The organism is Methylomonas sp. LWB, from assembly GCF_001856095.1.
Lineage (GTDB): Bacteria > Pseudomonadota > Gammaproteobacteria > Methylococcales > Methylomonadaceae > Methylomonas > Methylomonas koyamae_A.
On the sequence record NZ_MKMC01000045.1, the window covers coordinates 179,205 to 202,870 of the forward strand.

Sequence of the window (23,666 nt, forward strand, 5' to 3'; positions counted from 1 at the left end):
TCCGGAAAAAACCCGTGTATTAAATCAGAAACACGTGGGCCCCGCGACTTCGCGCAACCCCTCCTTTGTTCGCCGAGGTTGGCGACAAGGTATCGTTGCCCGTCAAACCGCGTCGTGCGCCAGGTAGTTAACCGAAATTGCACTCAACTTTAACCCAATCAGCCCGGAAATCGCCCGGCTGGCCGGCCCTCCAGCAATTCGCTGATGAAGTAGCGTAGATAGGCCGGCAGATAGAGCTGCTTCAGATAAGCGAGTTTAGTGACCGAACGCGGAATCAAGTGAGCCAGATTCAGCGCCACCAGATCGCTGTCTTCCTCGGGCTGATAGGAAATATCGGCGATGATGCCGACACCCAAACCGAGCCGAACATAGGTTTTAATCACATCGGAGTCGGCGGCCGCCAACGTAATGTCCAGCGGCTTGCCGGCGGTTTTGAAAGCCTTTTCGATATTGGAACGGCCGGTAAAACCGTGGGTATAGGTCAATATCGGAAACGCCGCCAGACGTCCCAAGCTGATATCCCCCTGCGCCAGCGGATGATGCCGCGGCACCACCGCAATATGCTGCCAGTCGTAACAAGGCTGCACCACCAGTTTTTCGTCTTCCACCAGTTTTTCGGTGCAAATGACGATGTCGGCCTTGTGCTGGAACAACTGCTCAATCAGTTGCTCGGGCGCCGATTGCACCATGTAAATCGTGATGCCGGGATATTTGCCGCGAAAACGCTGCACCGGCCCCGGCAGCAGATATTTAGCCTGGGTGTGGGTGGTGGCGATATGTAACGCGCCGTTGCGATTATCGCGAAAGTCGTCGGCCATCACCTGAATGTTTTTCTTGGCCTGGGTGATGCGTTCCACCTGCTCCATGATACGTTCGCCGAACGGCGTCAGCCGCAACAGCTTTTTGCCCTGGCGTTCGTAGATCGGCGAGCCCAATTCCTCTTCCAGCAATTGCAATTGCCGGCTGGCGGCCGACTGTACCACGTGCAGCTTTTCGGCGGCCTTCGATTGGTTGAAATTGGTTTCCCGCAACGCGCGCAGCAATTCCAGTTGATTCAAATTCATAGAGTTCCCTACCTTGCCGAATCGCCACAAACGGCTGAGTTCGGCTACCGCGTTAATTGAACCAATGTGCCTGCCGTATTTGCAGATCGACCCGATCGCCCTTGTTCAACTGAAGTTGCGTGAACAGCTCGTTAGGCATCTCGGCAAACAATCTGGCCCCGGAACCGTTGTCTTGCGGATTCAGCAATTCCACCCGTATCGTCGAGCCCAGGTGCTGCCAATCCTTCAACGTGATTTGCGACGGCGACGCGGCCCCGGCCTTGGTGACGTCGATATGCTGCGGGCGAATATGGGCGATCAAGCCGTCCGGCTCGTCCAAACTGATTCCCGCCCGCGCCAACCAGTGTTGATCTTGCGCGGATAAATGGATCACGTTGGTCTGGCCGATGAAGCGCGACACGAAGGCATTGGCCGGGTGATCGTAAATCTCGGCCGGCGCGCCGGCCTGCTCGATCCGGCCCTGGTTCAACACCACGACCCGGCTGGCGACTTCCATCGCTTCTTCCTGATCGTGAGTCACGAAAATACTGGTGACGTGCAGTTCCTGGTGCAGATTGCGCAGCCATTGCCGCAAATCCTTACGGACGCTGGCATCCAGCGCACCGAAGGGTTCGTCCAGCAACAGCACGTTGGGCTCGACCGCCAAGGCTCTGGCTAACGCGATCCGTTGGCGCTGGCCGCCGGATAACTGATCCGGAAAGCGCTCGCCCAGCCAATCCAGTTGTACCAGCTCCAGCAGCGCGTGGACCTTCTTGGCGATGTCGGTTTCGCTGGGACGTTGCTTGCGCGGCTTGACCCGCAAACCGAACGCCACGTTGTCGAACACCGTCATGTGCCGGAACAAGGCATAGTGTTGAAACACGAAGCCGATGCCGCGTCGGCTAACATGTTGGTCGGTTTTGTCCTCGCCGCTCAACAAGACTCGACCGCTGTCGGGCGACTCCAGGCCGGCAATAATCCGCAGCAAAGTGGTCTTGCCGCAGCCGGAAGGCCCTAACAGCGCAACCAACTCGCCTTCCGGAATCTCCAGGTCGATGTTGTGCAGCGCGTGAAATGCGCCGAAGGTTTTACTAATGTCGGCTAATAGAATGCTCATATTGGAACTCCAATCAATAAGGTGCTCGGGAACTGGCTTAAGCTTGGCCGAGAGTGTTTTAGGCTCGGGCTTGCTTCCATTCCAGGAAACTCTTCAATACCAGCGTGATAATCGCCAGGCCGGCCAGGATTGACGCGCTGGCAAAGGCGCCGACCGCGTCGTAATCGTTGTAGCTGACCTCGACGTGCAACGGCAGCGTGTTGGTCACGCCGCGAATATGGCCGGACACCACCGATACCGCCCCGAATTCGCCCATCGCCCGGGCATTGCACAGCAATACGCCGTATAACAAGGCCCATTTGATATTGGGCAGGGTCACTTTGAAGAACGTTTGCCAGCCGGTCGCGCCCAACGACAACGCGGCCTCCTCTTCCTCGCTGCCCATTTCCTGCATCAGCGGAATCAATTCGCGAGCCACAAACGGAAAGGTAATAAATATCGTCGCCAGCGCGATGCCGGGTACCGCGAAAATGATTTTGATCTGTTGTGCCGACAACCAATCGCCTAACCAACCTTGCGCGCCGAATAGCAATACGAAGATCAGACCGGAAATCACCGGCGATACCGAAAACGGCAGATCGATCAGCGTGGTCAGCAAGCTTTTGCCGGGAAACTCGAAACGGGTGATGGTCCAGGCGGCGGCGACGCCGAATATTGTGTTCAGCGGCACCGTGATTGCCGCGACCAGCAAGGTCAATTTCAACGCCGCGACCGCATCCGGTTGACCCAAGGCTTGCCAATACGCGTCCCAGCCTTTCGCGAACGCCTGCAGCAGCACCAGAATCAACGGGGCGCACAGAAACAACGCGATGAATCCGACCGCAACCGCGACCAAGCTCCAACGCAGCCAACTTGGATCTTGCAAGGCTTTCCGCTCGGCTTGGCCGGCACCGTCGCCGACGACATGTACAGTGGCATGCATGGTTAACTCCTAAATCTGCCCGGAGCGCCGCCGCACCCAGAGCTGCAATAAATTCACTAAAAGCAATAATAAGAACGACACCACCAGCATCGTCAGCGCGATCGCGGTCGCCGCGCCGTATTGAAATTGTTCGAGTTTGGTGACGATCAGCAGCGGCACGATTTCCGAGACGTAAGGCAGATTGCCGGCAATGAAAATCACCGAGCCGTACTCGCCGATGCCGCGCGCGAACGCCAGCGACACGCCGGTTAGCAGCGCCGGAAACATGTTCGGAAATATCACCTTGCCGAACACCTGCAGGCGCGAAGCCCCCAAGCTAGCCGCCGCTTCTTCCATATTGGTATCGAATTCCTGCAACACCGGCTCGACGGTACGAACCACGAACGGAATGCCGATAAAGATCAACGCCACCACGATACCCAGCGGCTTGTAAGCGACCTGCAGCCCCAGATTGGCGTTCAACCACTTGCCCAACCAGCCGCTGGGTTGATAAATCGTCGCCAGCACCACCCCGGCCACTGCGGTCGGCAACGCAAACGGCAGATCGATCAACGCATCCAGCAAGCGCTTACCCGGAAACGGATAGCGCACCAACACCCATGCGATCACGCCGCCAAAACCGCCGGCCACCAAGGCCGCCAGCAGCGCGGTGCCGAAGCTGACTTGAAACGAAGCCAACACGCGTTTATGCGTGATGATGTCCAGGTATTCCTGCCATCCCAATTGCAAACTCTTGAATACCAAGGTACTCAGCGGAATCAAAACCACCAGCGCCAAATAAAACAGCGTGTAGGCCAGCGCCGGCCTAAAGCCCGGTATGATCTTGCTTTGCGTCATCGCGCCTCTCCGCTCCGTTATTGCGTAAAACGATATAGTCGGAGCCAATGGTAAAGAATTGCGAATAACAGATGAAATGATATAAATAGAAAACTAAATCTGTATTTTAGATACTCACTCATCGCGAGACCTGGTTGGATAGCCGAATTTCTCGAACTCCAAGTCGAGTTCGAATTGCAAAACGGCTTGTACCCTCTGAGTGTCGTTGTTGCCAGCGATCAAGTACCCGTCAAGCGATGAGCATCAAAAGCCATTCGGTATTGCGGACTGCCATCCCCGATGCAAACCAATCTAGTCGGTTCCGGTAAAATTCCACTTGCGCGTCGGCTGTGGTCGAATCAGAATCCCGGCTAGGCAAACCGTCCCCGGCACCCTCCGAACGGGGCTTTTCAGGAGCACCAATGGCAAACTATCCCGACTTGACGAAATTCCTGGCCGCGGCAAGCGGTGGACCAGGGGTCTTCGACGACCAAGTGATTCCGTACTTGATAAAGGTCTGGCTGGACGATTACGGGCGAATCGGCATCGCATTCGACGTCGTCGAAACCGAAGTCGGCGGCTTTAACTATTTGTTCGATATCGCCGCCGAGCGACTGTTAGCAGCCTTCGGCATCAGCCGGGGCCGCCACGGCGAGCCCAGGGATCGCTCGCGGATGGCCGGCCACCCGCTCAGCGCCGGTCCGCTCTATCATCGCGGCCACGCAATCCCGCACACCTTGGGCGGTCCCACCGACATCAATCTGGTCCCGCAGTTAGGGGCAATCAACGTCGGCCCGTTTCGCGAATTGGAGAAACGCGCGGTCGCCACACCCGGCTCGCTGTACTTTACTTACTGGATTTATCGAACGCCGCGCGACCAAAAGCCGATCGCGGTCGACCAAGGCCTGCTGATACCGGGTAGACCGCCGGAGATACATCACTACCGCAACTAAGCCTGCGCTGTTGCCGGTTAACGTTTTTATCCACCCCGAAAAGGAGCATGCCATGACTCGATCCATACTGGTATCAATGATTGCCGCCGCGTTTTACGGCGCGGCGGCTCACGCGACCGTCGTCAGCAATTTCGAAACCGATAGCGAAGGCTGGGAAGTCGTCAGCTTTACCGACTTCAGTCGAAACGACTACACCGAGAAAGGCCGTTACGCCGTCAACCACATCCTGGGAGGCGGCCATCCCGGCAATTACATTGCCGCGACCGATCCCGACAACGGCGATTTTACGTTTTCGGCGCCGGCGGCGTTTCTGGGCAACCAGACCGCCGCTCAAGCACTTTCCTACGATTTAACCTACCGGGACGGCGCGGTCAACTGGCAAACCACCGACCTGATGCTGGTCGGCGGAGGCCAACGCCTGCTATGGCGCCGCGATCCCGCGATTGTCCCGAACAGCGGCTGGACGCGGGTTAGCGTCAATTTCGCACCGTCCTCCGAATGGCGAGTAGCGACTACCGACGGCGCATTCGCCACGATCGGCGACTTCAGCACCGTGTTGTCCAATTTGAGTGGCTTGTACATCCACGCCGAATACACCGACGGGATCGTCGAAACCGCCGGCCTCGATAACGTGCGCCTGGGCGCCGTTCCGTTGCCGGGAGCGGCGGCCTTATTCGGCTTCGGCCTGTTGGGGCTAAACATCCTCTCAGCCCGTCGCCGCGCGGCCGCTTGAGACAACAGGGCAGACGCCATTTCCGGCCGCAACTTGCAACATCAAGCGCGGCCGGTTTAGGCTCCCAATTCGGATAACCACTGTCGGAATCGACGTTCGCCGCATCGTTAGCCGAACCACCGCCTTTACGCCATTTTTACGCCCCTGCCGCTAGAATCCTCGCATCCACGCCGCGCCGCCCGCGCCGGCGCCCCACACACCTGCGAGAGGCCGCGAAAACAGCATGTCACAATGTCGGATTCAACTCCCCCCAATCCGATTGGCGCTTGGCGGAACCGGACTAGCGACATCCCTGCCGTTGGCCTTGCTGTTTTGGCCAGTTTCTGGTCATGCCGAGTCGGTGACGGCGCCGATACCGATGAATTTGACCGGGCATTGGGCCGGCTACGCCAGCTTGGTATTGATGCTCGCCGCCTACATCGCCGCGATGTTCGAAGAAACCACCCAATTGCGCAAATCCAAGCCGATGTTGCTGGCAGCGACACTCATTTGGTTTCTGATCGTACTGGCCTACCGGCAACTCGGCCAAGCACCGGTCGCGGTTGCCGCCTTCAAGAGCAATTTGCAAAGCTACATCGAACTGCTGCTGTTCATCATGGTATCGATGACCTACCTGAACGCGATGGAGGATATGGGGCTATTCAAGGCCCTGAAAATTTGGCTGGTTGACAAGCAACTTAGCTACCGGCAGTTGTTCTGGATCACCGGCGGGCTGGTGTTCTTGGTGTCTTGCGTCGTCAACGGTCTGACCGCCGGCTTACTGATGGGCGCGGTGGTCGTCGCGGTCGGCAAGGACAACCCGCGCTTCGTCAGCCTAGCCTGTCTGAATGTGGTGATCGCAACCAATGCCGGCGGCTCTTTCAGTCCGTTGGGCGGAATTTCGACGCTATTCGTCTGGCAGCACGGCATGCTGGGTTTCACCGAATTCTTCAAACTGTTCCTGCCTTGTCTGGTCAACTTCTTAGTGCCGGCGCTGGCGATGCACTTCGCGGTACCCGCCGCCAAGCCGGCCGTGGCATCCGAGTTATTGATGATGCCGCGCGGCGCCAAACGGATTCTGTTTTTATTCGGCGTGACGATCGCGTTGGCGGTGGGTTTCGATATGAGTCTGAAATTGCCGGCCGCGGCGGGCATGATGGCCGGACTGTCGCTGCTGCAATTCTTTTACTTCTACCTGCAAAAGTCGGACAACCCCGCCAAACCGATCCCATCGGATTTCTCGCTGTTCTTCGGCGGCGGCGATATGCAACAATCCGAATTCGAAGCCCGCCGTCTGGATATATTCGACAAAGTCGGCCGCCTGGAATGGGATACCCTGTTGTTTTTTTACGGGGCGATGATGGGCATCGGCGGCTTGGGATTTATCGGCTACTTGGATGCCGTGTCGCAGGTACTGTATGGGCAATTCAGCCCGACGCTGGCCAATGTCATGATCGGACTTTGCTCGGCCTTCGTCGATAATGGCACCTTGATGTTCGCGGTACTGACGATGCATCCGGATATCCCGCAAGGCCAATGGTTGCTGCTGACCTTGACGCTGGGCGTCGGCGGCAGTTTGTTGGCGATAGGCTCGGCGCCGGGCATCGGCTTGTTGGGCCAAGCCAAAGGCCAATACACCTTCGCCAGTCACATGAAATGGTGTCCGGTGATTTTACTGGCTTACTTCGCCAGCATCGGCGTACATTTCTGGATCAACGCCGCTACCTTTTAGGGCCGAACTCCGTAGGCTTAAACCCAACCCGGCAGGTACCGCAAGCTATCGATGAATCGCAACTCGCTCGCCGCCCCACATCAATCCCGCCAACGCCTGACCGGCTACGCTTGGGGCGTGGCCGCGCCCTTGCTGTGTACCGCGCTGGCCTGGCCGCTACGCCATCTGCTCGGCGAGGCCAGCATTCTGATGACCTATCTGCTGGGCGTGTTTCTGGTCGCCAGTCGCTATGGCCGCAACGCCTCTTTGCTCGCATCGCTGATCAGCGCGCCAATGTTTGCATTTTATTTCGCCCGACCGATTTTTTCGTTCGCGATTTCCGATCTGGAAAACGCGGTCGGCTTGGCGGTCATGGTCGTGGTCGCCAACCTCACCAGTAAATTGCAGAATCAAGCCCGAAAGCAGACCGAACTGGCCCGGCAACGGGAAGCCCGCAGCGACGCCTTGTATCGACTCAGCCGGGATTTGGCTGGCGTCGAGAACGGCGAACGGGTGACCGAACTCGCCGAGCGCCACATCCTCCAAGTCTTCGGCACGGTTTGCAGGCTGGTGGCGGCCGCCGATCTGGACCAACTCCCACCTCGCCTCGCGGAAGAACTCGACCCGGCGGCCGCGACGCTGGCCTTTCGGGACAATCGGACGGTCACCACCGCCGCGGCCCGCTATTTTCCGTTATGCGGCTCGCAATCGCGGCAAGGCGTCCTAATACTGAAGCGGGCCGATTCGGATAGTCGCGAAGCGGACACCTTTCTTGAGACGTTTTGCAATCTGATCGCGCTGAATCTGGAACGCCTGCAATTCGCCGGCCAAGCGCGGGAAGCCCGCTTGCAAGCCGAAGCCGAAGGCCTGCGCAATGCATTGCTCAGTTCGATCTCTCACGACTTGCGTACCCCGCTGACGCGCATTGTCGGCGCGGTCGGCGCGCTGATCGACCATCGCGACCGTCTGAGCGTCGCCGACCGCGACGACTGCCAGAAAACGATACTCGACGAAGCCCGGCGCATGTCGGATTTGACCGGCAAGTTGTTGGACATGGCCCGGCTGAATTGCGGCGAATGGGTCCTGCACCGGGAATGGAATGCGATCGAGGAACTGGTCGGCAGTGCGCTGCATCGGCTCGACAGCGGTTTGCAAGGGCGTCCGGTACGCACCCGGATTCCCGACGACTTGCCGCTGATGCGAATCGACGCCGTGCTGATGGAGCAAGTGTTAGTCAACCTGATCGAAAATGCGATCAAACACACGCCGCCCGGTACGCCGGTCGATTTATCCGCCGAACGCGCCGAAGGCGGCATCCGCTTGTGTGTCGCGGACTATGGCCCCGGCATTCCCGGCGGCCTGGAGAACAAGATTTTCGAGAAATTTTTCCGGGGCGCCCACGAAACCCAGCACACTGGAGTCGGTCTTGGACTGGCCCTGTGCCGCACCATCGTCGAGGCCCACGGCGGGCGGATTCGGGCCGAAAATCGGCCCGGTAAGGGCGCGGTGTTCGTCATCGATTTGCCGCAACCCGAACAAGCACTCCCGACCGCGCTCGAGGAACTAGTATGAACGAGTCGGCCCCCCGCATTCTGTTGATTGAAGACGACGCCCAAACTCGTAGATTTCTGAAGACCAGTCTGCAAAATCGCGGCTGGCGCATCGCCGAGGCCGATTGTGGCAAGACCGGGCTGACGTTGGCCGGCCAAGCCGATCTGGTGATACTCGATCTGGGACTGCCGGATATGGACGGCATCGCCGTAACCCGCCGCTTGCGCCAACTGTCGGACCAGCCCATCCTGATCCTGTCGGCTCGTAGCCAGGAGCACAATAAAATCGCCGCGTTGGACGCCGGCGCCGATGATTACCTGACCAAACCGTTCGGTAGCGGCGAATTGCATGCCCGCCTGCAAGCCTTGCTGCGAAGGATCGCGCGCGGCTCGGCGACTCAAGAGCTTTTCGAGACGGGGGAACTGCAAGTGGATATGGCGCGGCGCCGGGTCTGTATGCGCGGCAGCGAGGTTAGGGTGACGCCGATAGAATTCCGCTTGCTAAGCTTGTTGATCCGCCACGCCGATTTGGTGGTCACCCATCGCCAATTGTTGCAGGAAGTCTGGGGCGGCGAGCATGTCCATGACCAGCATTATTTGAGAATCTACATGGGGCAGTTACGCCGTAAACTGGAAGTCAATCCGGCCCGACCACGCTATTTACTGACCGAAGTCGGCGTCGGCTATCGCCTGGTTTGCGAAGCAGCGGCCGGCGAACAGGAGTAGGCTCGATGGAATCCAACCACGTAGACAAGCTGTGTCGCCGACGATTCGACAGGACGGAATTGGAGCCAGCTAGTAGCCCAGTCTGCGATTTTTTACGTCATTTTTATGCGCGATTCATTATAGTGGCCGGCGTTTTGCCTTTAGCAGTCGCACCCCAATTTCCGCCCGCCCCAGCCTTTTGCCCGGATACTTCATGTCAGCAAACCCCAACCCGTCGCAACTGAAAACCTTGACACTCAGCGCCATCGGCGTGGTTTTCGGCGATATCGGCACCAGCCCGCTGTACGCGGTCAAGGAAGTGTTCCATGCCGGTCTATCGACTGACACCGCGCATGTGCATGGCGCGCTGTCATTGATCTTTTGGTCGCTGGCGCTAGTGGTCACCACCAAATACGCGATTTTCATCATGCGCGCAGACAACGACGGCGAAGGCGGCATCATGGCCCTGCTGGCACTGGCGCTGAAGACGGCTAAACAGGATCCGCGCAAGGCCGGCTTCATCATCACCACCGGCTTGATCGGCGCGGTGTTGTTTTACGGCGACAGCATCATTACCCCGGCGATTTCGGTGCTCAGCGCGGTCGAGGGCCTGCAGATCGTCGCGCCCAAACTGGAGCATTACGTACTGCCGATTACCCTAGCGGTGCTGACGGCGCTGTTTTTGGTGCAAGCCAAGGGTACCGAACACGTCGGCCGGCTATTCGCTCCGGTCATGTGCGTCTGGTTTGTCAGCTTGGCCGCCTTGGGTATCGTCAACATCGCCAGCCATCCGCAAATCCTCGGTGCGATTAATCCCTACCACGGCGTAGCGCTGCTCAGCGAGCTTGGTTGGCGGGGTTTCGTCGTAATGGGATCGGTCGTGCTGGTCATCACCGGCGCCGAAGCCTTGTATGCCGATATGGGGCATTTCGGCTTAAAACCGATTCGGTTCGCCTGGTTTGGTTTCGTCTTTCCGGCATTGTTACTGAACTACTTCGGACAAGGCGCGCTACTACTGGAAAATCCCGCCGCCGTGGAAAATCCGTTTTATCTGATGGCACCGAATTGGGCGCTGTACCCGCTGCTGTTGCTATCGACGCTGGCGACTGTCATCGCTTCGCAGGCCGTGATTTCCGGCGCGTTTTCGCTGACCCGCCAAGCGATACAACTGGGCTACACGCCGCGAATGCGGATTTTGCACACCTCCGGCGACGAGATGGGTCAAATCTATATCCCGGCGGTCAACTGGTTGCTGATGGCGGCGGTATTCGTGCTGGTACTGGAATTTCGCTCCTCCTCGGCGCTGGCCTCGGCCTACGGCCTGGCGGTGACCGGCACGATGATTACCACGACGATACTGGCCTTCATCGTCATCAAAGAGTTGTGGCGTTGGAACGAAGCCACCAGCATCGGTTTCCTGTCGCTGTTTTTAAGTTTCGACGTGTTGTTCTTTCTAGCCAACAGCATCAAGATTCCGGAAGGCGGCTGGTTGCCGCTGACAGTCGGCGCGGCGCTGTTCGTCATCATCGTCACCTGGATCCAAGGCCGACAGTTACTGGCCCGGCACATGGACGAAAAACGGGTGATGTTCGAGGAATTGGAAAACCGACTGCAAACCCGCAAACTGAAAACCGTACCCGGCACCGCGATCTATCTGGCAAAAACCCTGCACGGCGTACCGCTGGTCCTGCTGCACAATCTGGAACACAACCACATCTTGCACGAGCAAATGATCGTTCTGACCATCGTCACCAAGGACGTTCCTTACGTAGACGAGGCTCAACGCATCAAAATCCGACTATTCGGGGAAAACAACAGTTTCTACCGGGTCAAAATGTATTTCGGTTTCCAAGAGGAACAAGATGTGCGCCGGGCCTTGCAACTCTGCGCCCGCGAGGGTTTGATCATTGATCAGAAACATGCGTCGTTCTTCATCGCCAGCGAAAAACTCTCGTTCCGCCGCCGCTGTCCGATGCCCAAATGGCAACGCCCGCTGTTCCGCTTTTTATTCCATAACGCCTCCAGCGCGATCGAATATTTCAAGATTCCGGTCGATCGCGTCATCGAACTGGGGATACGAATCGAGTTGTAAACTCGCGGCGACAACGGCGGCCGCGGGCGAGGCGATCGGACCATTTTTTCGGCGACTCGTCGCATGACGAGCGAAATTCTGAAAGACGCCGCCGCCAAGTTCTTATTCGGTTCGCCGCCGTGGGTTTCGAATTTCCGGCCATACTTTCGCGAACCATTTAATTCTAGGACCTTACAACCATGACCGGCCAAAAACCTATCGCCATCTTCGCCGAGGACGTGCCGCCTCGAGTCCGTCGCTCGCTCTATCCGGAACCCTTCGCATCGCTAATGGCCGGCCGGGAAAAACGGCCCTTGGGCGATGCGTTCGGCCTGGTCAATTTCGGCGTCAATCTGACCCGTTTGGCGCCCGGCGCCCGCTCGGCCTTGCGGCATTCCCACGCCGAACAGGACGAATTCGTTTACGTCTTGTCGGGCGAAGCGAGCTTGGTCACCGATCAAGGCGAGACCCGGCTATGCGCCGGCATGTGTGCCGGCTTCCCGGCCGGCGACGGCGACGCCCATCATTTACTCAACCGCACCGATGCCGACGTGGTTTATCTGGAAATCGGCGACCGCGCCCCCGGAGATACGGTCATTTATCCCGACGACGACCTGCAGGCGCGGTTGGACGCAGCCGGCCAATGGCAGTTTTTACACAAGGACGGCCGCCCGTATTGAGTCTCCGCCGCTCAACTTAACGGAGCTTGTATTTCTCGATCCGGTAGCGAATTTTTTCGCGGGTGGTTTTCAGGATACGGGCGGCTTCCATGACGTTGCCGTGGCAAAGGTCCAGCATGTTGCGGACGATTTCGCTCTCCATATCCTCCAAGCCCATGCTGCCGTCGGTCGGAAACTGCAGTTCCAGGCGCGCGACGAGGCCGTCGGCGGCAGAGACATCCGAAACGCAAGCCGGACGCACCGATTCCTGCGCAATCGCCGCGACGCCGTTATCCTCGTTCGGCAACCATTGTTCAGGCAACTGCTGGGACGACGATAAAATCACGCTACGCTCCAACACATTTCTCAGCTCCCGCACGTTGCCCGGCCATCGATAACGCTTCAACAATTGCCAGGCGCGCGGCGATACTTGGCTGACCCGCTTGCCGGCCAGTAAATTGAATTCAGCGATCAAGGCCGGCACCAAATCGTCCAAGTCGCCAATGCGCTCGCACAAGCTGGGCAAGCGCAGTTCGAACACACTCAACCGGTAATACAGGTCGGAACGAAACCCGCCGTTTTTGACTTCGTCCTGTAAATTCCGGTTGGTAGCGGCGATAACGCGGATGTCCACGTCGATTTCCTTCTCTCCGCCCAGGCGGCGCAACTTGCGATCCTCCAGCACTTTCAGTAATTTGGCCTGCAGATCCAAGGGCATTTCGCCGATTTCGTCCAGAAACAAAGTGCCTCGATGGGCTTGTTCGATCAGCCCGCGATGGCGGGCCTTGGCGCCGGTGAAGGCGCCGGCTTCGTGGCCGAACAATTCCGACTCGAGCAGATCCTTCGGCAAGGCCGCGCAGTTGAGTTCGACCAGCGGCTCCTTGGCCCGTTCGCTGTTGTAATGCAGAATCCTGGCCGCCAAGCCTTTGCCGGTGCCGGTCTCGCCAGTCAGAATCAGCGCACTGTAGGGCACTTGGCTAAGCTGGCGCAGCATGTCGCCGGTCTGACGGGTGACCGGGCTGTTGCCGAGAAAAGTTTCCGGCGCGTAGCGTTTGCCCGCGTTGACCGAGTCGGTCAGAATCCGCCTCTGGGCCTTGGCACTACGCAACGCGCTACGCACCACCATGTCCAGTTGCTCCTGCAGACAGGGCTTGATCAAAAAATCGAAAGCGCCCAGACGCAAGGCCCGTACCGAATCCGGCACGTCGCCGTAACCAGTCAGAAACACCCATTCGCTGTCAGACAAATTGCCGCGGGTTTCTTCCAGCAAGTCCAGACCACTGCCGTCCGGCAGACTGAGATCGGATAAGATTAGCGACGGCCGCAAATCCGGATTGCTGAGTATCTCCCTGGCCTGAGCGCAGTCGGCCGCCAGCAGGGTCTCGAACCCCATACGGGCGTAATAGCGCTGCAGTTCGCTACCTAACAAGGCTTCGTCTTCGATGATCAGGATACTGTCGTTCATAAGTTGGCGAAAGGCGGTGGTGGGCGAGTGAAACCGTCACCCATTGCGGCGGCCGAAACGCGACTGTTGGTTCTTAGTCGTGGCGGCAAGCGGATATCAACTTTTTATGCAAGATCGACGCCTATGCTCAACGGAACGTCCAGTTAGCCGTCCGGTCGCCGCACCAAGGTCTTAGCCCATCGAGGTTTGGGGAAAATCACCGTTTAATTTGGTTGAAAATCACCAACGCAACCACGGGTGGCATGATAGCCGGTATCGGATTTTGCCGTCGGCAACACTTAGGCCGACTCGAATACCGCGCCAAACCCACGGCTCCGGGCGAATCGCCAGTGTTCCGCGCTCGCGGAATAAGTCGCGAGGCAACGCCATCCGTCCGAAACAAAAACGGGCACGAAGTTTTCATGGAAAATAACCATCAATACCGTACCGACGAAACCAGCCCGTCGAACTCCTATTTTATGGCGACGGCGACGTCGTCAACCACATCTTAGCCCGAGGAAAATCGCATGCCCAGATCCCCCAACCGCCATCTGTTATTCGCAACCCTGCTACTTGGGCTATTACTTGCCAGCTTGATCTATGCGTTTCATCCAGAAGTTGGCGGATTCAACCTGACCATCAACGGCCAACCCGTGGCGTCGCCCTTGTTTCGCCTGGCGGCAATCCCCACCCTGTTGGCGGTGTTCGCGCTATTCGGGATACTGGCCGTATTGGCACTAGTTGGCGTCGGGATGATGCTGTTTTTCGCCGCCCTCGGATTTGCCCTTCTCGGTGTTTTCCTGATCGTTCCGTATTCGTGGCCACTATTGCTGTTATTCGGCTTGTTGTTCGTGGGATTGGTGTCTAGCGGCAATCCCAAAGACAAGGATTAACCGGAGCTGGGCGAGCAAGGTCGAGGTTTGAAAAGTAAGGCGGGACTTGTTGGAGCGGATTGCCTAGCGGCACACAATTTCGGTCGGGAGCAACAGTCTTAGCTGACTTAAGCTTAGCTCACGCCGCACCGACCGTTCATGACTAGAAAATGATGTTGCGCAAACCTTAGCTTTTGGTTGCCTTCGCAAATGCAACATCGACTCGCGCGTTGGCGGCCTGGCCGACACCTCTTCCCCGGCGATGCCGGGGAATTGCTTATGCGAAGAGATTAAAGCACCGATTACTCGTCTTGCTCTCCAAGCAAAGGCGGCTCGCTGGCGTCGCCATCCACACTGACTTCAAAGGCGGCCGGTTTGATACTCTGTAACGGATCGACGCTGGCATTCACCGAAAACGGCATAGCGGAAATCAATATCGCTGCCGTGCATTGGGCTATTTCGTGTACGTAATTTTTCATCATTCATTCCTCAAGTTCACCTGAAAACGAGCCGTTTGACAGATAACAGTCGGGCTCCAAACCCTTACAGCGATATCCATGCCAGCAATTCCTTCCACCGAAGTGGAGAGCGTCGGTGATCGGGCCTACTCGTTGAAAACAAAGGAAATCCAGCTCGCTGTTTTGGCTAAACGTTAACGCTGCCGCGTGAATTACGAGCCTGAAATAAAGCGACATTCTCGGCTCACCGCTCATATCGAATTTTAAAGTGGGGAATATTCCCCACGTTGTGGATTTGCACCGGGGAATATTCCCCAATTCACCTCTCGCCCGCATAACCCACTGATATTAAGCCAAAAAAAACTGGCACTTTGCTTGCTTTACCGTGACTAATGCAATTCGCGCATTTTTGCGCGAAGTTCGCCGAATCATTCATAAGCGGTCGCAATTTAGGGAAAACTGGGAACCAAAATATTAACTCAATCGTTACACCCAATACCAAGCTATTCGCTATTGGATTTAATGCAACTCACCATAAAACCGAAGTCAACAGCGATTGCGGAGCTTCGCATAGAGAAAACTGATGATTATTAAAACACGTGCTTATCTTAGCTTAATTATAATTCTATTATCCGGCTGCCAAACAACCGAAACGGAAACTCACGAAGCGCCTCCCAAACTGGAAGCCACCACACCCTTATGGGAAGACACCGAGGTAACCAAGGAATATGTCTGCCAGATTCACGCGTTTCGGCATATTGAAGTACGTGCGCTGGAACGGGGGTATTTGCAGAATATTTTCGTCGACGAAGGCCAGTTAGTCCATCAAGGTCAGCCGATGTTCAAAATCATGCCTAACATCTATCAAGCCGAATTACTAAAGTCTCAGGCCGAAGCGAATACGATGAATATCGAATACCTAAACACCAAGGGTTTAGCGGATCAAAAAATTGTGTCGCCAAACGAACTAGCATTGGCCAAGGCCAAGCTGGACAAGGCTAACGCAGAGGTCAAACTCGCCGAAACTCATTTAGGTTTCACCAGTATCAATGCGCCGTTTGAAGGCATCATGGACCATTTGAATGTCAGGACTGGCAGTTTGGTGGAGGAAGGCGCCTTATTAACCACGCTATCGGACATTAGTAAATTGTGGGTGTATTTCAACGTACCTGAAAGCGAATATCTTGATTTCAAATCTCAAAAAGCCGATGAGGCAATAACCAAAGTTAAATTAAGAATGGCTAACGGTAGGGTTTATAATACGGATGGCACCATAGAAACTATTGAGGCGGATTTCGATAATACTGCCGGCAATATCGAATTCCGCGCCACATTCGCCAATCCCGATAAATTGCTCCGTCATGGCGAAACCGGCACGATACTGATGAAAAAACCGTACAAGCATGCGCTATTGATTCCGCAAAAAGCCACCTTCGAAATTCTCGATAAAACCTATGTCTATGTTGTGAAAGACGACGGAAAACTAGAACAAAGACTCGTAAAAATCGGGGCCGAACTGCCCTATTTGTTCATTATCAACGAGGGCTTGAAAGACGGCGATAAAATCCTACTGGAAGGCTTAAGAAAAGTCCACGCGGGCGATAAAGTGGACATCGATTTATTGCCGCCTGAAAAGGTTCGCTCTGAATTAAAACTCTATACCGAATAATCCTTTGAGCAGAGATTAACTATGTTCAGTATCTTTATTAAAAGACCGGTCATGGCGATCGTATTGTCGCTTAGTTTCCTGTTCATGGGATTCTTGGCAATCCGCACCCTGCCCGTTTCGCAATTTCCGGATATCGCGCCGCCGCGAGTGACAATATCCCTATCCTTCCCCGGCTCCAGCGCCGACGTATTGGTTAAATCCTCGTTGATCACCATCGAACGGGCGATCAACGGCGTGCCAGGCATGAAATACATCGTCTCCGACGCCACTAGCGCCGGCGAAGCCACGATTCAAGTGTTATTCGAGTTAGGCGTGGACCCGAATATCGCGATGGTCAACGTCAAAACCCGGGTCGATCAGGTGATGAGCCGTTTGCCGAATCTGGTACGGCTGGAAGGCGTGGTGGTCAACTTCGTCCAGCCCAGCATGCTGATGTACGTCAACCTGTACAGCAAGGATAAGAATGCCGACCAGAAATTCCTGTTCAACTACGCCTACGTCAACGTGATACCGGAAATCCAGCGCATCTACGGTATCGCCCAAGCGCAGATTTTGGGCGCCCGCCAATACGCGATGCGCATTTGGTTAAATCCGGACCGGATGCGCGCCTATAGCGTTTCGACCGAAGAAGTGATGGATGCCATCGCCAAGCAAAGCATCATCGGCCGTCCCGGCCGGATCGGCCAGAGCACCGGGATGGCGGCGCAATCCAAGGAATACGTGTTGATTTACCAAGGCTGGTACAACACGCCGGAGCAATACGCCGACATCATTATCCGCGCCAACTCGGAGGGCGAAATACTGCGCTTGAAAGACATCGCCAAGGTGGATTTGGACAGCGAGTTTTACAACATCTATTCGGACAAAGACTCCTTCCCGTCCGCGTCGATTGTGTTGAAACAAAACTACGGCACCAACGCCACCAAAGTCATCGAAGACGTCAAAGCCAAGTTGGAGGAATTGAAAAAATCCTTCCCCGAAGGCATGGATTACGAGATCAACTACGACGTGTCGCGTTTCGTCGAAGCCTCGATTCACAAGGTCTTGCACACCTTAGGCGAAGCCTTCGTGTTGGTGACCTTGGTGGTATTCCTGTTCCTTGGCGACTGGCGCTCGACTTTGATTCCGATTCTGGCGGTGCCGGTGTCGTTGATCGGCTCGTTCGCGGTGATGTCGGCCTTCGGTTTGTCGATCAACTTGATCACGCTATTCGCCCTGGTATTGGCGATTGGCGTCGTCGTTGACGATGCCATCGTCGTGGTCGAGGCGGTACACGCCAAAATGGAAGCCGAACACCTCAGCCCCTACGCCGCTTCGCGGCAGGTACTCGGCGAAATCGGCGGCGCCATCGTCGCGATCACGTTGGTGATGGTGTCGGTATTCGTGCCTATCGCCTTCATGAACGGCCCGGTCGGCGTGTTTTACCGGCAGTTTTCGATTGCTATGGCTTCGTCCATCATTATCTCCGCCGTCGTCGCCTTGTCGTTGGCGCCGGTGTTGTGCGCAATGATCTTGAAAAACACCCACGGCCAACCCAAGCGCCGGACGCCGATTACGCTGTTCATCGACGGCTTCAACTATCTGTTCGAAAAAGTTACCGGGCGCTACGTCAAACTGTTGGATGTAGTCGTCACCCGCCGCATCGTCACAATCGCGGTCCTGGTTGCATTCAGTTTCGGGATTTTTACTGTCGATAAGACTTTGCCGGCCGGCTTCATCCCCGGCGAAGACCAAGGCATGATCTACGCGATTATTCAAACTCCGCCCGGCTCGACTATCGAAGTCACCAATAAAGTGGCGCGGCAATTGGAAGAAGTCGCCGAAAAAATCGATGGGGTGCAGTCGGTATCGTCGTTGGCCGGCTACGAGGTATTGACCGAAGGCCGCGGTTCCAACGCCGGCACCTGCATCATCAATCTAAAGGATTGGACCCAGCGCAAAGTCTCGGTGGAGGACGTGATTCGCCAATTAGAGGAAAAAACCCACGATTTCGGTGCAGTGATCGAATTCTTCCAACCGCCTGCGGTACCGGGCTACGGCGCCGCGTCGGGCTTGGCCTTCCGCTTATTGGATAAGACCACCGGCACCGATTACTTCCAGTTCGACAAACTCAATCAGGAGTTCATGGCCGCGTTGCGCAAGCGCCCGGAATTAACCGGCTTGTTCACCTTTTATGCCGCCAACTACCCGCAGTACGAGTTGAAAATCGACAACAAATTGGCGATGCAAAAAGGCGTGAATATCGATAAGGCCATGGAAAATCTGGACATCATGATCGGCAGCACCTACGAGCAAGGCTTCATCCGCTTCAACAACTTTTTCAAGGTCTATGTGCAAGCCTTGCCGGAGTTTCGCCGCTTCCCGACCGACGTCTTGAACTATTACGTCAAAAACGACGCCGGCGAAATGGTGCCGTACTCGGCCTTTATGACCGTACAGCCGCAGCAAGGCCCGAACGAGCTGACCCGCTACAACCTGTACAACTCGGCGGCGATCCGCGCCGAACCGGCGCCCGGCTATACCTCTGGCGATGCCATCAAAGCCATCAAGGAAGTGGCCAAGGCGACTTTGCCGCAAGGCTTCGATGTGGCCTGGGAGGGTTTGTCCTTCGACGAAGCGGCACGCGGCAACGAAGCCTTGGTGATCTTCATCGTTGTGCTGGTGTTCGTGTATTTAGTGTTGGCGGCGCAATACGAAAGCTTTGTGTTGCCGTTGGTGGTGATCTGCTCGTTGCCGGCCGGCATCTTCGGCTCGTTTTTACTGCTAAAAACCATGGGCTTGGCCAACGATGTGTACTCCCAAGTCGGTTTGGTGATGCTGGTCGGCTTGCTCGGTAAAAACGCGGTATTGATCGTCGAATACGCGGTGCAAAAACAGGAGCAAGGCATGTCGGTACGTGAAGCCGCCATCGAAGCCGCCAAGGCAAGGTTCCGGCCGATTCTGATGACGTCTTTTGCCTTCATCGCCGGCCTGGTGCCGCTAGCCTTCGCCACCGGCGCCGGCGCGGTCGGCAACCGTACTATCGGTACCTCGGCGTTGGGCGGCATGTTGTTCGGCACCGTGTTCGGCGTGGTGCTGATCCCAGGCTTGTATTACATCTTCGCCAAACTGATCGAAGGCAAACGCATGATCAAAGACGAAGACGTCAATCCGTTCACCGAAACCTATCATTACGGTACCCAAGATGCTGACGAATAAAACCCATGTTTTGCTGGTAACGGCTTTGGCGATGGCTGTGTTGCAAGCCTGCGGCATTCCGGACATGACCAAGAAAGCCGCGGATACGCAGTTACCCGAACAATTCAAACCCGGCGTAAACGACCGGACCAGTGCCGCGACCGTGAAATGGCAGGACTTCTTCGACGATCCGCAGCTGCGTAGCTTGATCGATACCGCCGTTGCCAATAACAAGGAAATCAACATCATGGCGCAACGGATCAGCATCGCCGAAAACGAGATACTGGCGCGCAAGGGGGAATATATGCCCTTCGTCAAACTCGGCGCGTCGGCGGGCGGCGACAAGACCGCGCAATACACCCGCAACGGCGCCGTCGAGGACAGTCTGAATATCGCCAAGGGCCAACCGTTTCCGGCCTTTCTCGGCGATTACCAATTCGGCCTGTTCTCGACTTGGGAAATCGACATCTGGAAAAAGCTCCGGAACGCGACCCAAGTGGCAGTCTACGATTACATGGCATCCGGCGAAGGCCGAAATTTCTTGGTAACCAACTTGGTCGCCGAGGTGGCGCATGCCTATTACGAATTGATCGCCTTGGACAACCAGCTGGAAAACTTGCGGCAAAACATCGCATTACAGCAAAACGGCTTATTGATGGTCAGGCAATTACAGACCTACGCCCGAACCACGACCCTGGCGGTCAAGCGATACGAAGCCGAGGTGGCAAAAAACCAGGCTCGCCAATACGAGATCGAGCAGCAGATTACCGTAGTCGAGAATCGGATCAATACGCTGCTGGGAAGAACGCCGCAACCGATAGCCCGCGCGTCGAGCGGCTTTATGGATATTAAACCCAAAGCCTTGAGTGTCGGCGTGCCATCCGAGTTATTGCAAAACCGGCCCGACATTCGCAAGGCCGAATTGGAATTAAAAGCCGCCGACTTGAACATCGACGTCGCCAGGGCCAGTTTCTATCCGTCGTTCGGTATCAAGGCCGGCATCGGCTTTCAGGCGTTTGCGTTGAAATACCTGATCAATACCCCGGAATCGTTGGCGGCGATGGTGGCCGGCGAGCTGGTAGCCCCACTGGTCAACAAAAACGCGATCACCGCCGAATACAAAAACGCCAACGCCAAGCAAGTGCAGGCGGCCTACGAATACGAACAAAGCATCATTACTGCTTACGCCGAAGTGGCCAATCAAATATCCAATATCGACAACCTGGACAAAAACTACCAGTTAAAACGCCAGCAAGTGGACTCGTTGGTCAAATCGATTGAAGTCGCCAACCAGTTATTTATCTCGGCAAGAGCGGATTATTTGGAGGTTTTATTGACCCAGCGCGACGCGCTGGAAGCCAAGAAAGAACTGATCGAAACCAAGCAAAAACAAATCAGCGCGATGGTGGAACTCTACAAAGCGCTGGGTGGCGGTTGGCAAAGTTGATGACATGGACTCCTATCCACCCTTAACAGGGTCGATCTACCCGGTGAACAGAATGAAACAAGAAAGACGAAGTTTTGATGCGGCGTACAAGCTGCAAGTGATGAAGATGATCCAGGAGCAAGGGCTGACGATGAGTCAGGTTTACCAGGAACTCAAGTCTGGCAAGACGGCGGTAGCTGCGATTAGCTTGCGTAATCGCTCATTTCGAAGCCAACATCCCGCCGATTACACTATCGCTAATCAGTTCCGCGCGGGCTGGCTGCCAGCTTGAGAGGGAAGTGCTTGATCCCGCTCAGTCACTCAGTGCTTTAAGCAGCGCATCCCGCCCATCCTGGTAAAACTCAATGTCCAACTTGGTCGCCATCTCGTCAGACAGGTCAAATAATTGACGACGACACGACACGGGTAGTAGTAGAGATTTGGCCCCTTTCTCGACGGCAATTTCCGCCAAGTTCACTGCGTTGTGGATAGGCTCGATGGTTCCACCCAGAGTCACTTCTCCTACCACAACTAATCCGCCACGAACTGATTTCTTGAGCAGTGCGCTGGACAGTGAGATTAGTGCCGCTACACCCGTTTTTGCGCCGGACTTGGCAGCGTCAAAACCTCGCAGTTGTACCGAGAACTCGTGTGAGCGCGGGTCACGGTCACCTACCAATTGCTGAGCTCGCGCATAAAGATTCTGCTCCGCGCAGCGAATTGACTCCTTGAATGGGGCAGGCACTGGGTTGTTGAGCACCCGCACACCATTGCCAGGACCTTCATTGACCTCAAGTCTAAACAGGCCTGGGTGCTCATCCTGACCACCTGGACTCAGCGTCCAAATCTGCCCGCATTCGAGCGGCTCGTCACCGATACCACCCTGGCTCTGTAGTTCCGGTGTGCTAACGAATTTTTCGACGCCTTCGGAGCCCATGGTGTAGCTAAAGTGAGTATTCCGAAATTCTGCAGCACCGATGCGCTTTTGCTGCTCTTTTACCCGTCGACGCACTTCTAAAGCCAAACGCACAGCCCATTCCAGATCGTCGTCACTTACCGGGGTCTCTGAATCAGGATAAAGTAGTTTGAGCAACCCGCTAACAGTCTTGTTTACGCCGTTGAGATCGCGCCCCGAAAGCGCGCCGCCCCAGTACACTCGGCCCTGTAATGTCGATATACGGCTTTGATTGCGTAGTTGGGTAAAGCACTCGGATAGGAAATCGCTAACCAAGCCAAAGTGATCGGTAAACAGCCCAGGATTCATCTTTGGCACATCCCAGCCAGGTAGGAAGCAGTGAATTCGATCCATGAAGGCTGTGTCATTGCGCATTTCTGGCGGCAATGGCCCTAACAAATGACCAATCCGCTGCTGATGCTCAACATCAACGTCAAAGTTACCCACGAGCACGATTGATCCGTCCGCCCGAATGCTTTCCTTACCTCGAGAAAACTCTCCGCTCTCCATGTAACCTTTCATAATGTTAACGCCGTCTTTCTGATCGAAAGACACGCCAGATACCTCATCAAAACAGACCACGTCGTATTGGCAAACTAATCCACGCTGGCCACTGGCATTGTTAACAAACATTCTTGCCACGGTCGCCTTACCGCCCGATATAAGGTGTGCATAGGGCGAGATTTGTTGGAAAAGATGCGATTTACCTGTCCCGCGTGGTCCCAGTTCCACTAAGTTGTAGTTACGCTCAACGAAGGGCACCATGCGAAGAAGCAATGCATCCTTAGCGCGATCAGATAGAGTCTCGGGCTCAAAACCCACACTCCGCAGTAAAAAGTCTCGCCACTCGTTGGATGTAAACTGATTTCGACCTGTCGACAAAACATCCAAAACTTCACGCTTAGAGAGCTGAATAGCGCGTAATGCCTCCACTCCGAAGGGTCTGCCTCCCTTTTCTTGAGCAATTGAAGCGTCGTAACCCAAAGTGACCTCGGCATAAAAACCACCGGTCAGCATGCGTTCATTATCCTTAACCATTTCCGGGGACAGCCTTACATCGTTCAACCGCAAACTGGGCAAGCTGGCAAGGTATGAATCCGTCTTTGCGTCCAAACGAGCTGTAATTATATCGATGATTTTGACGGAACCCGATTCGCGGGCTCGAGCTTTGAAAAGCTCTTCATCCCCGGCTTTCACTGTTCGAGAGCCAAGTTGCCGCTGCACGATGTCAAGACCTTCCTGAATTTCGGCTTCATCTGTTGTCGCGCAATAACGGCCAAGCAAAAACTCAACGACATAGGTTGGCACTGGAAATTGCCGGCTGAAAGTACGGACTAGGTCCTTGCGCACCACATAGCCTTCGAAGGCTGTTGTGGCTTTGCGATCCAATTCATCCAGTTGCATGA

At 55.8% G+C, this 23,666-nt stretch carries 19 protein-coding genes; 12 read left to right on the forward strand and 7 right to left on the reverse strand.

Annotated elements, in window-relative coordinates:
* Nucleotides 1-158: 158 nt before the first annotated feature.
* Genes BJL95_RS17090 through cysT form a run of 4 tightly spaced genes read right to left on the reverse strand, consistent with a single transcriptional unit; the run spans nucleotide 159 to nucleotide 3,919 of the window.
* Nucleotides 159-1,064, reverse strand: coding sequence for a LysR substrate-binding domain-containing protein (locus BJL95_RS17090; RefSeq protein ID WP_071159635.1), 906 nt, complete (start codon nucleotides 1,062-1,064; stop codon nucleotides 159-161).
* Between the two features lie 52 nt (nucleotides 1,065-1,116).
* Nucleotides 1,117-2,160, reverse strand: coding sequence for a sulfate/molybdate ABC transporter ATP-binding protein (locus tag BJL95_RS17095; protein ID WP_071159636.1), 1,044 nt, complete (start codon nucleotides 2,158-2,160; stop codon nucleotides 1,117-1,119).
* A 58-nt stretch (nucleotides 2,161-2,218) separates the two neighbouring features.
* Nucleotides 2,219-3,082 carry a sulfate ABC transporter permease subunit CysW gene (cysW, locus tag BJL95_RS17100; protein ID WP_071159637.1) on the reverse strand — a complete coding sequence of 288 codons (864 nt, stop codon included), beginning with the start codon at nucleotides 3,080-3,082 and terminating at the stop codon, nucleotides 2,219-2,221.
* A gap of 9 nt (nucleotides 3,083-3,091) precedes the next feature.
* On the reverse strand, nucleotides 3,092-3,919 hold the full coding sequence (gene cysT / locus BJL95_RS17105) for a sulfate ABC transporter permease subunit CysT (RefSeq protein ID WP_071159638.1): 828 nt from the start codon (nucleotides 3,917-3,919) through the stop codon (nucleotides 3,092-3,094).
* A 401-nt stretch (nucleotides 3,920-4,320) separates the two neighbouring features.
* Between cysT and BJL95_RS17110 the strand changes: the two genes are divergently transcribed.
* From BJL95_RS17110 to BJL95_RS17140, 7 genes are all read left to right on the forward strand, one after another.
* Nucleotides 4,321-4,851 carry a hypothetical protein gene (locus tag BJL95_RS17110; protein ID WP_071159639.1) on the forward strand — a complete coding sequence of 177 codons (531 nt, stop codon included), beginning with the start codon at nucleotides 4,321-4,323 and terminating at the stop codon, nucleotides 4,849-4,851.
* A gap of 52 nt (nucleotides 4,852-4,903) precedes the next feature.
* Nucleotides 4,904-5,584, forward strand: a complete 681-nt coding sequence (locus tag BJL95_RS17115; RefSeq protein WP_083386123.1) for a laminin B domain-containing protein — start codon at nucleotides 4,904-4,906, stop codon at nucleotides 5,582-5,584.
* A gap of 358 nt (nucleotides 5,585-5,942) precedes the next feature.
* Nucleotides 5,943-7,295: a sodium:proton antiporter NhaD gene (nhaD, locus tag BJL95_RS17120; protein ID WP_254786844.1), complete on the forward strand. Its 1,353-nt coding sequence runs from the start codon at nucleotides 5,943-5,945 to the stop codon at nucleotides 7,293-7,295.
* 51 nt (nucleotides 7,296-7,346) lie between these two features.
* Complete coding sequence (locus BJL95_RS17125; protein ID WP_071159644.1) at nucleotides 7,347-8,846, forward strand: DUF4118 domain-containing protein; 1,500 nt, start codon at nucleotides 7,347-7,349, stop codon at nucleotides 8,844-8,846.
* Nucleotides 8,843-9,550: a response regulator gene (locus BJL95_RS17130; RefSeq protein WP_071159647.1), complete on the forward strand. Its 708-nt coding sequence runs from the start codon at nucleotides 8,843-8,845 to the stop codon at nucleotides 9,548-9,550. Before BJL95_RS17125 ends, BJL95_RS17130 begins: the two co-directional genes overlap by 4 nt.
* 193 nt (nucleotides 9,551-9,743) lie before the next feature.
* Nucleotides 9,744-11,621: a potassium transporter Kup gene (locus BJL95_RS17135; protein WP_071159649.1), complete on the forward strand. Its 1,878-nt coding sequence runs from the start codon at nucleotides 9,744-9,746 to the stop codon at nucleotides 11,619-11,621.
* A 179-nt stretch (nucleotides 11,622-11,800) separates the two neighbouring features.
* The gene (locus BJL95_RS17140; RefSeq protein ID WP_071159651.1) at nucleotides 11,801-12,280 is read left to right on the forward strand and encodes a cupin domain-containing protein; all 480 of its coding nucleotides are present in this window, start codon (nucleotides 11,801-11,803) and stop codon (nucleotides 12,278-12,280) included.
* Nucleotides 12,281-12,296: 16 nt separating this feature from the next.
* Here the strand turns inward: BJL95_RS17140 and BJL95_RS17145 are convergent, their stop codons facing one another.
* Nucleotides 12,297-13,724: a sigma-54 dependent transcriptional regulator gene (locus BJL95_RS17145; protein ID WP_064031342.1), complete on the reverse strand. Its 1,428-nt coding sequence runs from the start codon at nucleotides 13,722-13,724 to the stop codon at nucleotides 12,297-12,299.
* A 506-nt stretch (nucleotides 13,725-14,230) separates the two neighbouring features.
* Here BJL95_RS17145 and BJL95_RS17150 point away from each other — a divergent pair.
* Nucleotides 14,231-14,596 carry a hypothetical protein gene (locus tag BJL95_RS17150; protein ID WP_064031341.1) on the forward strand — a complete coding sequence of 122 codons (366 nt, stop codon included), beginning with the start codon at nucleotides 14,231-14,233 and terminating at the stop codon, nucleotides 14,594-14,596.
* Between the two features lie 281 nt (nucleotides 14,597-14,877).
* Here the strand turns inward: BJL95_RS17150 and BJL95_RS17155 are convergent, their stop codons facing one another.
* Nucleotides 14,878-15,054, reverse strand: a complete 177-nt coding sequence (locus BJL95_RS17155) for a hypothetical protein (RefSeq protein WP_157197986.1) — start codon at nucleotides 15,052-15,054, stop codon at nucleotides 14,878-14,880.
* A 562-nt stretch (nucleotides 15,055-15,616) separates the two neighbouring features.
* On the opposite strand from BJL95_RS17155, the gene BJL95_RS17165 reads away from it, so the two are divergent.
* Genes BJL95_RS17165 through BJL95_RS25260 form a run of 4 tightly spaced genes read left to right on the forward strand, consistent with a single transcriptional unit; the run spans nucleotide 15,617 to nucleotide 21,597 of the window.
* Nucleotides 15,617-16,702 (forward strand): efflux RND transporter periplasmic adaptor subunit, encoded by a 1,086-nt coding sequence (locus tag BJL95_RS17165; RefSeq protein WP_071159658.1) that lies wholly within the window; start codon nucleotides 15,617-15,619, stop codon nucleotides 16,700-16,702.
* Between the two features lie 21 nt (nucleotides 16,703-16,723).
* Nucleotides 16,724-19,900 carry an efflux RND transporter permease subunit gene (locus BJL95_RS17170; RefSeq protein WP_071159660.1) on the forward strand — a complete coding sequence of 1,059 codons (3,177 nt, stop codon included), beginning with the start codon at nucleotides 16,724-16,726 and terminating at the stop codon, nucleotides 19,898-19,900.
* Nucleotides 19,887-21,326 (forward strand): TolC family protein, encoded by a 1,440-nt coding sequence (locus BJL95_RS17175; protein WP_071159662.1) that lies wholly within the window; start codon nucleotides 19,887-19,889, stop codon nucleotides 21,324-21,326. Before BJL95_RS17170 ends, BJL95_RS17175 begins: the two co-directional genes overlap by 14 nt.
* Before the next feature lie 52 nt (nucleotides 21,327-21,378).
* Nucleotides 21,379-21,597 (forward strand): hypothetical protein, encoded by a 219-nt coding sequence (locus tag BJL95_RS25260; RefSeq protein ID WP_071159664.1) that lies wholly within the window; start codon nucleotides 21,379-21,381, stop codon nucleotides 21,595-21,597.
* 21 nt (nucleotides 21,598-21,618) lie between these two features.
* On the opposite strand, the gene brxL is transcribed toward BJL95_RS25260, so the two are convergent.
* On the reverse strand, nucleotides 21,619-23,664 hold the full coding sequence (brxL, locus tag BJL95_RS17185) for a protease Lon-related BREX system protein BrxL (RefSeq protein ID WP_083386124.1): 2,046 nt from the start codon (nucleotides 23,662-23,664) through the stop codon (nucleotides 21,619-21,621).
* Nucleotides 23,665-23,666 lie beyond the last annotated feature (2 nt).

Excerpts from the sequence above, each read along its gene's own strand:
- BJL95_RS17115 (WP_083386123.1), top strand. The coding sequence starts at position 4,904 with ATGACTCGATCCATACTGGTATCAATGATTGCCGCCGCGTTTTACGGC.
- BJL95_RS17095 (WP_071159636.1), bottom strand. The coding sequence starts at position 2,160 with ATGAGCATTCTATTAGCCGACATTAGTAAAACCTTCGGCGCATTTCAC.
- brxL (WP_083386124.1), bottom strand. The coding sequence starts at position 23,664 with ATGCAACTGGATGAATTGGATCGCAAAGCCACAACAGCCTTCGAAGGC.
- BJL95_RS17170 (WP_071159660.1), top strand. The coding sequence starts at position 16,724 with ATGTTCAGTATCTTTATTAAAAGACCGGTCATGGCGATCGTATTGTCG.
- BJL95_RS17140 (WP_071159651.1), top strand. The coding sequence starts at position 11,801 with ATGACCGGCCAAAAACCTATCGCCATCTTCGCCGAGGACGTGCCGCCT.
- BJL95_RS17130 (WP_071159647.1), top strand. The coding sequence starts at position 8,843 with ATGAACGAGTCGGCCCCCCGCATTCTGTTGATTGAAGACGACGCCCAA.
- cysT (WP_071159638.1), bottom strand. The coding sequence starts at position 3,919 with ATGACGCAAAGCAAGATCATACCGGGCTTTAGGCCGGCGCTGGCCTAC.
- BJL95_RS25260 (WP_071159664.1), top strand. The coding sequence starts at position 21,379 with ATGAAACAAGAAAGACGAAGTTTTGATGCGGCGTACAAGCTGCAAGTG.
- BJL95_RS17155 (WP_157197986.1), bottom strand. The coding sequence starts at position 15,054 with ATGAAAAATTACGTACACGAAATAGCCCAATGCACGGCAGCGATATTG.
- BJL95_RS17165 (WP_071159658.1), top strand. The coding sequence starts at position 15,617 with ATGATTATTAAAACACGTGCTTATCTTAGCTTAATTATAATTCTATTA.
- BJL95_RS17135 (WP_071159649.1), top strand. The coding sequence starts at position 9,744 with ATGTCAGCAAACCCCAACCCGTCGCAACTGAAAACCTTGACACTCAGC.
- BJL95_RS17125 (WP_071159644.1), top strand. The coding sequence starts at position 7,347 with ATGAATCGCAACTCGCTCGCCGCCCCACATCAATCCCGCCAACGCCTG.
- cysW (WP_071159637.1), bottom strand. The coding sequence starts at position 3,082 with ATGCATGCCACTGTACATGTCGTCGGCGACGGTGCCGGCCAAGCCGAG.
- nhaD (WP_254786844.1), top strand. The coding sequence starts at position 5,943 with ATGAATTTGACCGGGCATTGGGCCGGCTACGCCAGCTTGGTATTGATG.
- BJL95_RS17145 (WP_064031342.1), bottom strand. The coding sequence starts at position 13,724 with ATGAACGACAGTATCCTGATCATCGAAGACGAAGCCTTGTTAGGTAGC.
- BJL95_RS17090 (WP_071159635.1), bottom strand. The coding sequence starts at position 1,064 with ATGAATTTGAATCAACTGGAATTGCTGCGCGCGTTGCGGGAAACCAAT.
- BJL95_RS17110 (WP_071159639.1), top strand. The coding sequence starts at position 4,321 with ATGGCAAACTATCCCGACTTGACGAAATTCCTGGCCGCGGCAAGCGGT.
- BJL95_RS17175 (WP_071159662.1), top strand. The coding sequence starts at position 19,887 with ATGCTGACGAATAAAACCCATGTTTTGCTGGTAACGGCTTTGGCGATG.
- BJL95_RS17150 (WP_064031341.1), top strand. The coding sequence starts at position 14,231 with ATGCCCAGATCCCCCAACCGCCATCTGTTATTCGCAACCCTGCTACTT.